Below are 14,019 nucleotides of genomic sequence, written 5' to 3' on the forward strand. Positions count from 1 at the left end.
TTATTCTAGGTGTGCGCCTTGCTCAATCCAGCATCGGATGAGTTTGCGCTCTTCATCAGTCATATTGGTTTTGTTGTTTTGCGGCATTGTCTTGGTAATTACTACGCGTTGCAAAATCAAATCTTTCTTTTTGAGTATATCTTCGGGCGTGTCATATTTTACACCATTCGGAGCCACTTTATTCACATCATCAGTCGGGTTGGCCGAATGACATTGCACGCATCGCTTTTGAATAATCGCATTGACCTCGGTAAACGGAACTTCTTCTTTACACGCATACGGATCAGCATCTGGCGCCGAAACAAAACAAGCCGCGAGTAATATCAACACCGAAACCGGTAAAATCCATACGTTGAGTTGCTTTTTTTCTTTGAGGTTCAAATAATGCTTCACTCCGGCTGCTCCGAGCGAAATAATGGCCAAAATAAGCCACGGATATTCATAACCAAAAGTCGACGGAAAATGGTTGCTGACCATCACAAACAACACCGGCAAAGTAAAATAGTTGTTGTGCAGCGAACGAGCCAGCGCTTTTTTGCCCAAAGTCGGATCAAGCGGCAAACCTTTTTTGGCAGCATTCACCATGGCTTTCTGCGACGGAATAATCACAAAAAACACATTGGCCACCATCAAACTGCCAATCATCGCTCCAAAGTGAATATAAGCCGCTCTGCTGTTAAATACATGGCAATAAAACCAAGCAAAGGCAATCAGAATCAAAAATCCGATGACGGCAAAAGCCACCGGTTTTTTAATCAAAGGCGATTTACACAATAAATCATATAAAATCCAAGCCACCACAAATGAGCCCACGCCTATCATAATGCCTTGGGTTGCGGTAATATCGAGTACATTTTTGTCAATCAAAAAAGCCGAGGCATTGAAATAATACACCACAAAGAGCAAACAAAATCCGGTAAGCCAAGTAAAATAAGCTTCGTATTTAAACCAATGCAAATCTTTCGGGATGGTCTTGGGCGCAATTTTGTACTTCTCTAAATAATAAAAACCGCCACCGTGCACAGCCCAGAGGTTTCCGGCCAATTCATCGCGCACATCTTCGGTTCGATTCAGGGCGTTTTCAAGAAACACAAAATAAAACGAAGCGCCAATCCAAGCAATACCAAAGGTAATATGCATGACGCGAATAATGATGTTGAGCCATTCCATAAAATGACTCTCGAGTGGCGAACCTTGCACCAAAATATAGGTGTTGTATAAAATGCCCACCAAAACCAGTAAGATGCCTGCATAAATGTAATTCAATCCGGTGGTGCGGATTTCTTCATTTTCTGAAGGTTCTTCTTCAGATTTGGCTATCACTTTTTTGGGCAGTTTATACGCCATATAACTCAGGGTAATCAGCAAGCCGAAATACACGGCATACAATACCCAAATGATGAATAAATTGACTTTCACTATTTGTTGATTTTACCAAAAATTCTCAATCTGCTCACGCCGCCATCCGGAAAAATATTCAAACGAATATGCGTAATCGGCCCTAATGTTTGTATTTCTGAGGTGTATTCATGCTCGTGATCAGCACTGAGTTTTTGGGGTGGCAGCAAGGTTTTCCAATCTGCTGATTCTATTTGTTCATCGGTGGTTACACAAGCTTCAATCGAGCAACTGTCTGGGTAATTCCCTTTGAAGTGGCAAGTATCTACCACAATGCGCTCAGGCGTTCCGCGGTGTGCGAGACGTAAAATAACCCAGTCGCGGTTGTTCGGGGTTCGGTTGCGTTTGGTTTCCCATCCGTCACCCATATTGGCACCGCGATTCGGCATGATTAAATTGCCCATTTCGCTAAAAAACATATCGTTACAAGCAATGGCCTGGCCGCCGTTGATGGCCGCTGCCAAATCAATAACTTGGTTTTCTGATACTTCATTCCAGTTTTTGAACACTTCGCCATACACGCGAAAACGCGCCACGCCTCCGTCGGGATAAATGTGCAAACGCAAATGCGTATAAATGGCATCGTCTTGACATTCATAAAAATTTTGCGAGCCCGGATCTAAATGCGATTTGGTTAAAATTTCTTTCCATTCAACCGTTTCCCAGTCGGTAATATGGGAGTCATCCTGAAGGTACACGGCCTCTACAGAAGCATGCGGCGGATGATTGCCCAAAAAGAAGTTGGTATCAATGTCAAAACCTTTGATTTTGCCCGAAGTAGCGAGTTTTACAATAGCCCAATCGTGGCCGGGTGTGCGCTTTCTGCGACTTTCCCAACCGTCCATCCACTTGCCGCGATCAGTATACTTATCGGCGATAAAAATGCCGCGTGTGGGTTTGATGAGATTTTCTTTTTCGGCAAAAAAATCGTCGGTACTATACAATACCTGACCGCCTAAACGCTCGGCTGCCAAATCAGTCAGTTGGGCAAAAGCCGGAGCTTCTTTAATTATTTCTTTTACTTTCTCAAAAGCCATTTTCCTTGGTTTTTATGTTCTATCGTTTGTTTTTTATAAACAGTTGCGCCGTTCACAATGGTCTCTTGTACCACGCCATACAGCGTTTGCCCGATATACGGACTGATTTTGTGTCTGAATAAAATATCTTCTTGGCGAATCACTTGCGCTTTTTCGGGTTGCCAAATCACCAAATCGGCATCGGCACCCACCGCGATTGTTCCTTTGTTTTGATTTTGCAGAAATGACGCAGGCGCAGAAGTCACCAGCGGAATAAATTCTTCTAATGAAAACGAATCTTTAAGGGCAGTCCACGAAGCATTGAGCAAAAACTGAATGCCGGCAATTCCGCCCCAAGCTTTCTTCAAATTACCCGATCCCATTTCTTTGATTTCAGGCGGTGCCGGTGAATGATCGGTCGCCAAAAAGTTGAGTACTCGGGCTTTTAAAGCGTTTTTGAGTTGCGCATTGTTGGCTTTTTCGCGAATAGGCGGCGCGCATTTGTATACACAGTTCGCATCGGGAATTTCTTCGGCATTGAAGTAAATATACTGCGTACAGGTTTCGGCAGTAATGGGGAAACCTTCTTGTTTGGCCGCTTCAATAGCAGATAAAGCCTCGGCTGAAGCCACATGTACAATGTGCACCGGACAATGGTGTTTGCGACACAAGCGAATCATTAAATCAACAGCATCGTTTTCCCACTTTTTCGGACGACTAGCCAAATAGTGTTGGTAACTCGTCGGATGTGATTCAAAACCGCATTCCTCTTCGATATCATACCATTCACAATGAGCCAATAATGGGATTCCGTAGCGCGCAATAATCGGCATGGCTTCTTCTAAATCGGCTTCGGTCACATTCGGAAATTCATCAATTCCGGAATGGGTCAAAAAACACTTCACACCCACCACGCCCATCTCTATCAGAGCGGGCAACTCGTGCGCATTCCCCGGAACCAAGCCCGCGTAAAACCCCACGTTGGTGTGCATTTTTCCGGCGGTCGCTTCGAGTTTTTGGCTGAAAGCGGCTGTCGAAGTAGTTACCGGACTCGCGTTGAGCGGCATATCAATAATGGTGGTAGTTCCACCGGCAGCTGCCGCTTGCGTAGCCGTATCAAAGCCTTCCCAAAGCGTGCGGCCGGGTTCGTTGACGTGTACGTGCACATCCACCACACCGGGCATGATGACATCGTTGTGAAAATCTTCTGCTTCGGGGCATTGAGTCAAATCAATCGAAGTTATTTTTCCGTCGCGTAAGCCTAAAGTAGCAGGCTGTAATTTTTGGTCAATCCAAACGCGATTACTGTATATTTTTCTTTCGTTCAAAAGAGTATTTTTAAAAAAAGACAACCAACAAATATAGGTTTTAATTAAAAAAATACAAGGCTTTTTGCGAATAATTCAAACCCATTTATCCACCGATGGCAATCATACTGCGGTTTTGTGAAAACAAATCGGGATTTTCAAATTTTCGATCGTCATCCATGCCGCCGCGGACCGGAAATTTGGAACGTAAGTTTTGCTCAATGAGCGGTAAAATCGATGCTCCGGAGCGCAAAGTTTCAAGCAATGGCGTTTCAGTATTTGAGAACAAACAATTCTTGAGCTTGCCATCGGCCGTCAAACGAATGCGATTACAGGTGCTGCAAAACGGATTGGTCACCGAACTGATGATGGCAAAACTTCCGGCATAACCCGCAATTTTGTAGTTTTTGGCGGTGTCGTGCGGCGCATCATCCAAGCGTTCTATCTGATGAAAATCATCATGACTGCGCAAGGTTTCGAGGATTTCAGCATACGACACAAGCTTGCTTCTATCCCACTCGTTTCCGTTAAACGGCATAAACTCAATAAACCGAATTTGAATATTTTGATGTTGGGTCAAAGCAATAAAGTCGAGGATTTCATCTTCATTAAAACCTTTCATCAGCACCACATTGAGCTTCACGCGAAACGAATGTTGCTGTAAAAGTTCGATGTTTGACCACACTTGTGCAAAGTGATTTCTTCGGGTAATTTGACGGTATTTTTCGGCTGAAAGTGTATCTAAACTCAGATTTACAGCACTGATTCCGGCTTGCTTAAATGTATCAATAAACTCATGAACGAGCAAACCATTGGTCGTTAAAGTCAAATGAACACCTAGCTTACCAAGCGCGTGTATGATTGATGCTGCATCTTTGCGCACGAGCGGTTCGCCACCGGTCAATCTGATTTTGCGCACGCCTAAATTGACAAACGTTTGGGCAATGTGCAGGATTTCATCGGCGGTCATCAAATGCGGTTTGGGCGTGAGTTGAATTCCTTCGGCAGGCATGCAATAAGTACAACGCAGGTTGCAATGTTCGGTGAGCGAAATGCGCAAATAATCGTGCGTTCGGCCAAAAGCATCTTGCAATAAGTGCGTCTGATTATTCATGTTGTCCGCCATTAAGGATGTTGAACAAATGCAACACCGACGGAAAAACAGCTTGCATTGATTCTGCAGCTCCGGCGGCTGAACCCGGCAAAGCCAGAATTAACGTATCGCCTTTGAATCCGGCCACACTGCGTGAAAGCATGGCCAAAGGTGTGCGCTGTTGTCCGTAATGACGCATGGCTTCTTCAATGCCCGGAATTCTTCGGTCGAGCAACGGGATAACCGCTTCGGGTGTTACATCTTTGTGCGACAATCCGGTGCCTCCGGTCAAAACGAGTAAATCTATTTTTTGCTCCGCGTATTGTTCAACTAAAGGTTGTATGGCCTGAACTTGGTCGGGAATAACTTGATAATCAGTTACCGAAACACCCATATTCGTGAGTTTTTCTGAAATAATTCGGCCCGAAAAATCTTCTTTTTTTCCGGCTGAAACGCTGTCTGAGCAAACCACCACAGCAGCTTTTAAATCAGGTTTTCTGTTTTTTAAAACATCTGACTTTCCGCCTTTTTTATGCAACAATTTAATCGAGTTAATCTCAACAGCCTTGTCAATCGGTTTGAGCATATCATAAAGCGTCAAGGCTACAATGGATGCGCCATGCATGGCCTCAACCTCAACGCCGGTTTTATAAATAGTTTTAACGGTTACCTGAATTTGAATGGTTGTTTGTTGTAACTCATAAGCCACCGCGGTATATTCAATGGGCAGCGGATGACAATCCGGAATTGCCGACGAAGTGTTTTTGACGGCAAACAATCCGGCTGTGCGCGCCACTTCGAGCACATCGCCTTTGGGTACTTTTTTCTCGCGAATGGCCTGCATGGTTTCGGGCGAACCTACTTGAACTATAGCTTGTGCAACGGCTTCTCTGAGCGTATTTATTTTGTGGGTAATATCAACCATCTTATATATTCTTTTTCCAGGTGTGGGTTCCGTCTTCAAAAATTTCTTTGCCAAAAATCGGCGCTTGGGCCTTGATGGCTTCAACCAAAAAAGACAACGCATCCGCCGAGGCTTTTCGATGGCCTGACGAAACAAAAACAAACAGACAAATCTCGCCTGCGGCAACGGTTCCCAAACTGTGATAAATATGCATACAAGTTAAGTCAAATTGGGCAAACGCTTGTTCGCGAATTTCAGACAAAATTTGTTCGGCCATGGGCTTGTAAGCCGTGTATTCAATAGCCAAAACGGTTTGTCCATCGATTACATCAGCGCGCACTTGCCCGAGAAAAATCTGATGCGCACCAATATTGGTTTTGCTCTGATGCTTGGCAATCGAGTCGGCAATAAAAGCGGGCGCAATAGCTCCGTCTACAAAAACCTTTTTGGGTGTGGATGATTGGGTCATAAATTAGAATAGATGATGCAGTGCCTGCGTGCCGCCTACCAAGTGTCCGACATTGGTAAAGCCACGACTCATGAGGTATTCAGCAGCCAATCGGCTTTGATTTCCGAAAGGGCAAAATAAGATTATTTTTTGGTTTTTATCTAAAGATTCAAGCCGAGCGGATAATTCGTTCAACGGCCAATGCAAAATAGCGCTTCCTGAAACCGCAGCTTCTTGATGGGCTTCGCGCAAATCAATCAAACAAAGATCGGCTTGGTCGAGCAAACGCATAAAATGTCCCGGTTCGATGTTCTTGATTTCAGGCAAAGCTGCTCTGCGCAAAGCAAGACCGCGCAACAAACCTTTTTGAATTTGCAACGGATTTTTTTCAAAAGCCAGCGCTTCAAAACGCAAGGTCAACAAATCACACACGAGCAATTTTCCGGAATAAACCAAGCCAGCTTGCAAAATGATTTTGAGCACTTCATTGGCTTGCAAGGTTCCGAGCAATTGCGGCACCGAAACAAGGGTTCCGGACGTATCACAATTCATTTGTTCCTCAATTTGTTCGGGCTCGGCAAACAAACATCGATAGGTAGGGCCGGCCTGATAATTAAACACCGAAAGCTGTCCTTGCCAAGCGTGTACCGAGGCATAAACCATCGGAACATGGAGCGCCAACGCCACATCATTGATCAAATAACGCGCGCGAATAGAATCAGTGCAATCCACCAAAACATCATAACCCAAAGCTTGGGTAAATGCATTGGCTTCTGAGAAATAATCGGTAAAAATCTCGGTTGAAATTTCCGGATTTTGATTTTTAATCCATCGCTGAGCCACGTCTACTTTTCTCTGACCACAATCTTCAGGCGTGTAGATAATTTGCCGATGCAGATTGCTCATCGAGATGACATCGCCATCAGCCAAACCCAAATGTCCGACTCCGGCAGCGGTTAATTGTTGTAAAACGGCCACGCCCAATCCGCCCGCGCCTATAACCAATACACGCGCCGAAGTCAATTTTTGCTGACCTTGAGCGCCTATTTCGGGCAAAGCGATTTGTCGATGGTAGCGTTCCATATATTTATCCGCCGGCAAAAGGCGGCAACAAAGCAATTTCAGAAGTAGCATCAATCGGTGTGTTTTCAGAGGCCATTTTTTGGTTGACCGCCAGGTTAAAATACACCGAAGATAATGGAGGATATTTTTCGAACAAAGCAGCTTTAAGTTCGGCAACTGTGGCAATTGTAGCAAGCGTTAACGATTCTTGCTGGCAACCAACCACTTCGGCTATCAATCCGAAATATTGAAGTTTAATCGTCATTTTAAACCGTATATAATTTAAAAACCGCTATGCCCAATACCAAAGCCAGCACATAACGCAAAGTTACGGTGTTGAATTTTCGGCTGCCGTAATAACCGCCCAAAATTCCACCAAAAGCCACTACCAGAGCGACCATCCAGGATGTGGCCGGAAGCACATCGCCTTTTGAAATGAGTCCGAGCAAACCCGAGAGCGAATTAACCAAAATAAACAAGGCCGAAACCGCTGCGGTTTGCTTCATTTGTGCCCAACCGAGCAACAGCAAAACCGGACTCAGTATGATGCCGCCGCCAATGCCAATCAGACCTGAAATAAATCCGATGAGGGCGCCAATGAGCAATGCACTAGGCAAATGAACGGGCTTGATTTGCCCGGGAGATTTCCCCAGAAAACCTAGCAATCGCAATACAGCCACCATCAAAACCGAACCTAAAATGATTTTATACACCTGCGCCTCAACGGTGAGTAATCCGCCCAAAAAAGAGCATGGAATAGAAGTAATCGCAAACGGCCAAAACAAAGGCCATTCAAATTTTTTCTCTCGATAATAAAAGTAAAATGAAATACCCGAAACCAGAATATTGAGCACAAGCGCGGTGGGTTTCATGAGCGATATCGGAAAGGCAAACAAACTCATCAAAGCCAAATAACCGCTGGCTCCGCCGTGCCCAACACTCGCGTACAAAAAAGCCACTACCGGCAAAAGCATGAGTAATAAGGGCGATTGAAACAAGTCAAAAACTGGCATGGTTTGAAAATTTACAACCCACAAATATAACGACAATTAACCTTGTGGCAGCGTGTAAAGCGCAACTTTATCACCCGATTGCAAAGCATATTTTCCGGCTGCAACATAAGCCAACCCATGAGCCTGAACAAATGAATCCAACATAGCCGAATCTTGATGCGGCAAAATATGTACTTGTTCGCCAATAATGCGCGCTTTTAAAAATTGATCGCGCATATTATTCACCTCATAATCATGGGCCAAAGGCAGATAAAATTCGGATTTAAAGCTTGTTGAAAAACCGGAAACTTGCTGTAAAGCGGGCAAGACATATAAATAAAAACACGTTAAACTCGCCGCTGGATTTCCGGGTAAAGCCCAAACCAGTTGATGATTTTTACGCCCAAACCACAGAGGTTTTCCGGGTTTTTGATTGACTTTATAGAATAGATTTTCGACCTTCAATTGTGCTAATGCTTTCCCGACAAAATCGTAATCACCTACAGAAATACCGCCCGAAATAAGCACGAAATCATTTTCACCGAGCGCTTTTTGCAAGGTTTGCTCTGTAGCTTGTAAATCGTCGAGGGTTTGATAATGTTTGATTTGTATAAAATGGGCTTGGCGCAAAGCCGATTCGAGCATTACCGCATTGCTGTTGTACACTTTTCCGGGCGTTAAAGGTTCGTCGGGCGCAAGCAATTCATTGCCGTTGACAACGATTCCAATGCTGGGCTTTTTAAAAACTGAAATTTCAGCGATGCCCAATCCGGCCAAAAAACCGATGGCAGCGGCGCTCAGAAAAGTGCCTTGAGCCAAAGCCAAATCGCCTTGTTTGATTTGTGCTCCGGCGACGCGAATGTTGGTTCCGGCAACTGTAGTTTGAGATAAAATCAACTCATTTTGCTGCACTTGAACTTGCTCGATTTGAATCACTGCTTGCGCTGAACTCGGAACCGAAGCTCCGGTAAATATTTTGACTGCTTGACCGGGTTTTATGTTGATGAGCGTTGCATCGCCTGCTTTGATTTCGCCGATGATTTCATAGGCCAATGAATCGTGCAAAGCCAAAGCAAAACCGTCCATGGTAGCTTGGTCAAAAGGCGGAAGTGAAATCGGTGCGAATATATCTTGGCCCAAAACATGTTGCAAAGATGCCGGCAAAGATTGTTGCGTCACCACCGGATGAGGCAATGCATTTTGTACTAAATCAAAAGCTTCGGTCACAGAAATCATAAGCTCGGTTTGTTTTTTACTGCAATGAGTTCGGCCGCCACGCTGATGGCAATTTCCGGCGCAGTTTCACTTTTGATATCCACACCAATCGGAGCGCGCAATTGAACCCATTGCTGATGGGTAAAACCTTCAGCTAACAAATCGTTTTTTAAAGTTTCGATCTTTTCGCGGCTGCCCATCATTCCTAAATATTGGTAAGAACGACCTAGCAATCTGCGAATAATGACGCCATCGGTTCGATAACCAAACGACATAATCACCACATAAACGGCATCACCTTCGGGAATATATTGCTCGATGTGTTCAAATTCAACCGTGGCTTTGTGGTGTGCAAACGCATTGGCTTGCATGGTATTGAGGTTTTCGCGGTGGTCTAAAATATGAATTTCAAAATCGAGTCGCGATAACACTTCGCTCAAAGCCAAACCTACGTGACCACCACCAATGATATATACTTGTGCTTGTTTCTGTAGTTTTTCTGAATACAACCACAAAGCTGATGCAGGTTTTTGGAGTGAAATGCCTTCTGAGCTAAAATACAAAGTGGAATTTGCCTCCATAACGAGTCTTTCAAAAAGTGATTTGTACGCTGATGGTATATCAAAAAAAGCAATGGTTTGCCTTCCGGAACAAATCATACCTGACTGATTCTGGGCAACAGATTTATCGTGGATTTGTAGTTTGATAAAAGGCGTAAAAGCTTCACCCAAAAGCAAACTCCGCGCATATTCAACCAGTTTGTGTTCCATGATGCCACCGCCGATGGTACCCAAAAGAGCCTCGGCAGTCACCACCATTTTAAAACCTTTTCTGCCCGGACTGCTGCCTTCATGATCGGTTACTACCATCAGCACACAGCGTTTTTTTTGCTGTAGCAAATGATGAACAGTAGTAATCAAAGAAGCCATAAACAGCGGTTTATCGATACAAATCAGTTAAGATTTTCTCGGGTGTGTAGGGCGCGTCCACCGCTAAATCAGCCTTTGGATTAAACGCACGCACAGCATCGCGCAACGCAAAATAAGCGCCGATTCCGTACATGAGTGGTGGCTCTCCCACGGCTTTTGATTTTTTAATCGCGAGCTCGTGGCCTTCGGTTTCTAAATGCGCCACCTCAATATGTTTGGGCACCGAGTAAATATCCGGAACTTTATAGGTGGACAAGGCGTTGGACAAGAGTCGGCCTTCTTTGTTGTATACGATTTCCTCGAGTGTCATCCAGCCAATTCCTTGCACCAATCCACCTTCGATTTGTCCGTTGTCAATATCGTGATTCATGCTTTTTCCGAAATCATGCACCAATTGCACCGAATCAAATTCATAGGTTCCGCGCAAGCAATCAACGGTTACCTCAAAAAGAGCCGTTCCGTAAACGTGATACGCAAACGGATGTCCTTTTTCTTTGGTTTTGTCGTAATGAATGGTAGGCGTGGCATAATGTGCGTTTTCAGTCAAGGCCACCCGTTGGGTAAACGCTTTGAGCACGAGGTCTTTCCAGGTCATACCCGTGGCTTTTCCGTCGGCCATGACTTGTTGTGATGCCAATACAATTTCACCATTAAAATCTTGGCTAGCCACCGCTTTGAGTCTTTGGGCAAGTGCGTTGCAAGCGAGCTCCAAAGCTTTTCCGTTTAAGTCAGCTCCGGCACTGGCAGCAGTAGGCGAAGTATTGGCCACACGCAACGTATTGGTTGATTCTATGCGAATCAGTGAGGGCGCAATGCCAAAAATTTCAGCGGCAATCTGCACCATTTTGGTGTTGACGCCCTGCCCCATTTCAACCGCGCCCGTACTGATGACCACACTGCTGTCGTGGTAAATATGCACCAAAGCACGCGCGTGGTTCATCATGGTATTGGTAAATGAAATCCCGAAACAAATCGGTTGTACCGCCATGCCTTTTTTGTAGCGATGGTTGTTCTGATTGAACGCGTCAATGCGCTGTTTTTGCTGCTGATAATCGTACTTTTTCATACACGTTTCCCAGGCTTGATGCGCTTGGGTTTGCGTGAGTATTTGTCCGTATGAAAGCTCGTCACCGTCTTGAACTAAATTTCTTTGTTGAATTTCGGCCGGACGCACGCCGAGCGTTTCTGCTGCTTTGACAATGGCTGCTTCAATGACGAATTTTCCTTGCGGACCGCCAAAACCTCTAAAGGCTGTATTGGGCGGCAAATTGGTTTTACAACTATAAGCTGTAGCCAAAACGTTCGGAATGTAATAAGCATTGGTGGAGTGAAAAAGCGTGCGTTCCATAACCGCCGGAGATAAATCGGCGGCCGCGCCTGCATTCTGATAATGCGTTACTTGATAAGCAAGAATTTTTAAATCTTTACTCAGACCTATTTTAAAATCGGCTGAATACGGATGGCGTTTGCCGGTCATGCGCATATCATCCATCCGGTGCAAAGACATCTTGACCGGACGATTTAAAATTTGCGCTGCCATAGCCACCATCACGGCCCATGGTGTTGCTTGATCTTCTTTTCCGCCAAAACCACCGCCGAGTCGAACGGTGTCAATTTCAACTTTGTGCATCGGAATGCCCAATACCTGAGCCACCATGCGTTGAACAGCCGTCGGGCCTTGCGTAGAAGACGAAATCACAATGCTGCCTTCTTCTTTCGGACGCGCATACGCACCTTGGGTTTCAATGTATAAATGTTCTTGACCGTTGACATCACTTCGGCCTTCGATAATATGGTCACACTGCGCCCATGCTTGAGCAGTATCGCCCAAACGAAAAGTACGCGGTGGAATAATAAGTTTATTTTTGGCTTGTGCCTCACGCGGATCGGTGATTACTTCAAGCAATTCATATTCAACTTGAATGAGCTTGGCCGCCCTACGACAGTGATATTCTGTATCGCCGACTATGATAGCGATGACTTGTCCTCGAAAATGTACTTCGCCTTCGGCCAAGAGTGGCTCATCGGGAATAATACCGCCAATTTGGTTGAGTCCGGGCACATCTTTAGCCGTGAGAATAGCTGTGATTCCTGTTGCTTTTTTTGCCGCAGACAAATCAAGCGATTTAATTTTGGCATGCGCCACGGTAGCATCAAACGGAAGCGCGTGTAAGGTTCCGTATTGCTCGCGCAAATCGTCGAGGTAAATGGATTTTCCTTGAACGTGGTTGTGGGCGTCTATATTAATCATATCAACTCTTGCATGGTTAAGGAATCTGAGAACAACGATAAAAAATGTCCGAAAAACAACTGTCGGGCGAGTAAGCGCTTGTAGTCTTGTGTGCCGCGCGCATCGCTTATGGGCGAGAGTTCGGTTTGCAAAATGGCTTCGGCAGCACGGATGGTTTGAACACTGAGTTTTTTTCCGATGAGATAATCAGCCGTAGCCGACAAATACAAAGGAGTTGGCCCTACGCCACCCATCGATATATGCGCCTCGGTGATTTGGTCAGCGCTCATTTGCAGACTGATGGCTGTATTAACGCTGGCAATGTCGAGGTATTGTCGTTTGCAAACTTTGTCAAAATAAAACAATCGTTGCGCCGGAAGTTCAAAAGTCATTTGACTGATGATTTCTGAAGGCGCTTTGTCAAGGGTTTTATAGCCGAGATAAAACGAGCGCAAAGGCAAGTTTCGGCAGGTTTGGGTTTGCGTATCGAGCAAAGTAATTTGGGCGTTGAGTGCCAATAAAATAGCGGTAAAATCGCCGATGGGTGAAGCATTGGCTAAGTTTCCGGCGATGGTTCCGATGTTGCGAATGGGCGTGGATGAAATCAGTTTTAAAAAACGATGCCACTGCGGAATACGCTCAAGCAAAAACGGATGTTCCATGAGTTGCGTTACCGTGACCGAACCGCCTAAAGTTACTTGATCACCATTTACTTTGATTTGGTTGAGCTCAGGATGATGGAACAAATAATCGAGTTCAAGCCCGTGGAGCTCATCGTGTTTTTGTACGTATAAATCGGTTCCGCCGCCAACGGGAAGTTGACCCGAATTGGCCGGAACATCTGCTGAAATCAAAGCCAATCGCTCGGGAATTTCTAAGAAATAATCGGGAATAAATTTATTTTCTACCAACCAAGACAAAGGCTGTTGCGCATCTTTGTGTTGCAACTCTTGGGCGACCACTGCGGCGGCACGCTCAATGGATTTGTATCCGGTGCAGCGACAAATATTGCCGTCAATGGCGCTGATGACTTCTTCAGCCGTGGGCGATTCACACGTTAAAGCATAACCGCTGAGTGAATTGACAAAGCCCGGCGTGCAGAATCCGCACTGAGTTCCGGAGCATTGCACCATGGCTTGTTGGACTTTGTTGAGCCCTTCGGCTAAGTTGACGCCTTCAACCGTGACCACGTGTTTGCCGTGAATGTTGGCCAGCGGTGTCAAACAAGAAGTGGCGCTCATATAACGAACCGAATCTGCTGCTTTGGAGCCGATGAGCACCGTACACGCGCCACAATCACCTTCGCGACAACCGATTTTGGTTCCGCGCAGGTTTTGTTCATAGCGGATAAAATCAAGCAAAGTGGTGGCCGGATGTACTTCGGTCTGGATGAGTTCTTGGTTGAGTAAGAATTGAATCATACTT

The 14,019-nt window shown here is 45.3% G+C and carries 13 protein-coding genes; all 13 read right to left on the minus strand.

Going from position 1 to position 14,019, the window contains the following annotated elements; all coding sequences use genetic code 11:
- The 13 genes from KIH23_RS06570 to KIH23_RS06630 all read right to left on the minus strand — a co-directional run bounded on the left by KIH23_RS06570 (position 1) and on the right by KIH23_RS06630 (position 14,015).
- Positions 1-1,419 carry a urate hydroxylase PuuD gene (locus KIH23_RS06570; protein WP_213212271.1) on the minus strand — a complete coding sequence of 473 codons (1,419 nt, stop codon included), beginning with the start codon at positions 1,417-1,419 and terminating at the stop codon, positions 1-3.
- Complete coding sequence (gene alc, locus KIH23_RS06575; protein ID WP_213212273.1) at positions 1,419-2,435, minus strand: allantoicase; 1,017 nt, start codon at positions 2,433-2,435, stop codon at positions 1,419-1,421. Before alc ends, KIH23_RS06570 begins: the two co-directional genes overlap by 1 nt.
- The gene (gene allB / locus KIH23_RS06580; RefSeq protein WP_213212275.1) at positions 2,417-3,742 is read right to left on the minus strand and encodes an allantoinase AllB; all 1,326 of its coding nucleotides are present in this window, start codon (positions 3,740-3,742) and stop codon (positions 2,417-2,419) included. Before allB ends, alc begins: the two co-directional genes overlap by 19 nt.
- Positions 3,743-3,827: 85 nt before the next feature.
- Positions 3,828-4,835 carry a GTP 3',8-cyclase MoaA gene (gene moaA, locus KIH23_RS06585; protein WP_213212277.1) on the minus strand — a complete coding sequence of 336 codons (1,008 nt, stop codon included), beginning with the start codon at positions 4,833-4,835 and terminating at the stop codon, positions 3,828-3,830.
- Complete coding sequence (gene moaCB / locus KIH23_RS06590; protein WP_213212279.1) at positions 4,828-5,739, minus strand: bifunctional molybdenum cofactor biosynthesis protein MoaC/MoaB; 912 nt, start codon at positions 5,737-5,739, stop codon at positions 4,828-4,830. Before moaCB ends, moaA begins: the two co-directional genes overlap by 8 nt.
- Before the next feature lies 1 nt (position 5,740).
- On the minus strand, positions 5,741-6,187 hold the full coding sequence (locus tag KIH23_RS06595; RefSeq protein ID WP_213212281.1) for a molybdenum cofactor biosynthesis protein MoaE: 447 nt from the start codon (positions 6,185-6,187) through the stop codon (positions 5,741-5,743).
- Between the two features lie 3 nt (positions 6,188-6,190).
- A complete protein-coding gene (locus KIH23_RS06600) occupies positions 6,191-7,249 on the minus strand; it encodes a HesA/MoeB/ThiF family protein (protein WP_213212283.1) in 1,059 nt (352 codons plus the stop codon).
- Between the two features lie 4 nt (positions 7,250-7,253).
- On the minus strand, positions 7,254-7,493 hold the full coding sequence (locus KIH23_RS06605; protein ID WP_213212285.1) for a MoaD/ThiS family protein: 240 nt from the start codon (positions 7,491-7,493) through the stop codon (positions 7,254-7,256).
- 1 nt (position 7,494) lies between these two features.
- Positions 7,495-8,241 (minus strand): sulfite exporter TauE/SafE family protein, encoded by a 747-nt coding sequence (locus tag KIH23_RS06610; protein ID WP_213212286.1) that lies wholly within the window; start codon positions 8,239-8,241, stop codon positions 7,495-7,497.
- A gap of 36 nt (positions 8,242-8,277) precedes the next feature.
- Positions 8,278-9,456, minus strand: coding sequence for a molybdopterin molybdotransferase MoeA (locus KIH23_RS06615; RefSeq protein WP_213212288.1), 1,179 nt, complete (start codon positions 9,454-9,456; stop codon positions 8,278-8,280).
- The gene (locus tag KIH23_RS06620) at positions 9,453-10,364 is read right to left on the minus strand and encodes an XdhC family protein (protein WP_213212290.1); all 912 of its coding nucleotides are present in this window, start codon (positions 10,362-10,364) and stop codon (positions 9,453-9,455) included. Before KIH23_RS06620 ends, KIH23_RS06615 begins: the two co-directional genes overlap by 4 nt.
- A gap of 10 nt (positions 10,365-10,374) precedes the next feature.
- The gene (locus tag KIH23_RS06625; RefSeq protein ID WP_213212291.1) at positions 10,375-12,615 is read right to left on the minus strand and encodes a xanthine dehydrogenase molybdopterin binding subunit; all 2,241 of its coding nucleotides are present in this window, start codon (positions 12,613-12,615) and stop codon (positions 10,375-10,377) included.
- Positions 12,612-14,015 (minus strand): FAD binding domain-containing protein, encoded by a 1,404-nt coding sequence (locus KIH23_RS06630; protein WP_213212293.1) that lies wholly within the window; start codon positions 14,013-14,015, stop codon positions 12,612-12,614. The genes KIH23_RS06625 and KIH23_RS06630 overlap by 4 nt, the downstream gene beginning before the upstream one ends.
- Positions 14,016-14,019: the final 4 nt, after the last annotated feature.

Source organism: Flavobacterium sp. CYK-55 (assembly GCF_018413465.1).
Classification (GTDB): domain Bacteria; phylum Bacteroidota; class Bacteroidia; order Flavobacteriales; family Flavobacteriaceae; genus Flavobacterium.

What these genes read in the sequence shown, in the direction of transcription:
- KIH23_RS06605 (WP_213212285.1), bottom strand. Translation starts at nt 7,493, where the DNA reads ATGACGATTAAACTTCAATATTTCGGATTGATAGCCGAAGTGGTTGGT.
- KIH23_RS06610 (WP_213212286.1), bottom strand. Translation starts at nt 8,241, where the DNA reads ATGCCAGTTTTTGACTTGTTTCAATCGCCCTTATTACTCATGCTTTTG.
- KIH23_RS06620 (WP_213212290.1), bottom strand. Translation starts at nt 10,364, where the DNA reads ATGGCTTCTTTGATTACTACTGTTCATCATTTGCTACAGCAAAAAAAA.
- KIH23_RS06600 (WP_213212283.1), bottom strand. Translation starts at nt 7,249, where the DNA reads ATGGAACGCTACCATCGACAAATCGCTTTGCCCGAAATAGGCGCTCAA.
- KIH23_RS06625 (WP_213212291.1), bottom strand. Translation starts at nt 12,615, where the DNA reads ATGATTAATATAGACGCCCACAACCACGTTCAAGGAAAATCCATTTAC.
- moaA (WP_213212277.1), bottom strand. Translation starts at nt 4,835, where the DNA reads ATGAATAATCAGACGCACTTATTGCAAGATGCTTTTGGCCGAACGCAC.
- alc (WP_213212273.1), bottom strand. Translation starts at nt 2,435, where the DNA reads ATGGCTTTTGAGAAAGTAAAAGAAATAATTAAAGAAGCTCCGGCTTTT.
- KIH23_RS06595 (WP_213212281.1), bottom strand. Translation starts at nt 6,187, where the DNA reads ATGACCCAATCATCCACACCCAAAAAGGTTTTTGTAGACGGAGCTATT.
- KIH23_RS06630 (WP_213212293.1), bottom strand. Translation starts at nt 14,015, where the DNA reads ATGATTCAATTCTTACTCAACCAAGAACTCATCCAGACCGAAGTACAT.
- KIH23_RS06615 (WP_213212288.1), bottom strand. Translation starts at nt 9,456, where the DNA reads ATGATTTCTGTGACCGAAGCTTTTGATTTAGTACAAAATGCATTGCCT.
- moaCB (WP_213212279.1), bottom strand. Translation starts at nt 5,739, where the DNA reads ATGGTTGATATTACCCACAAAATAAATACGCTCAGAGAAGCCGTTGCA.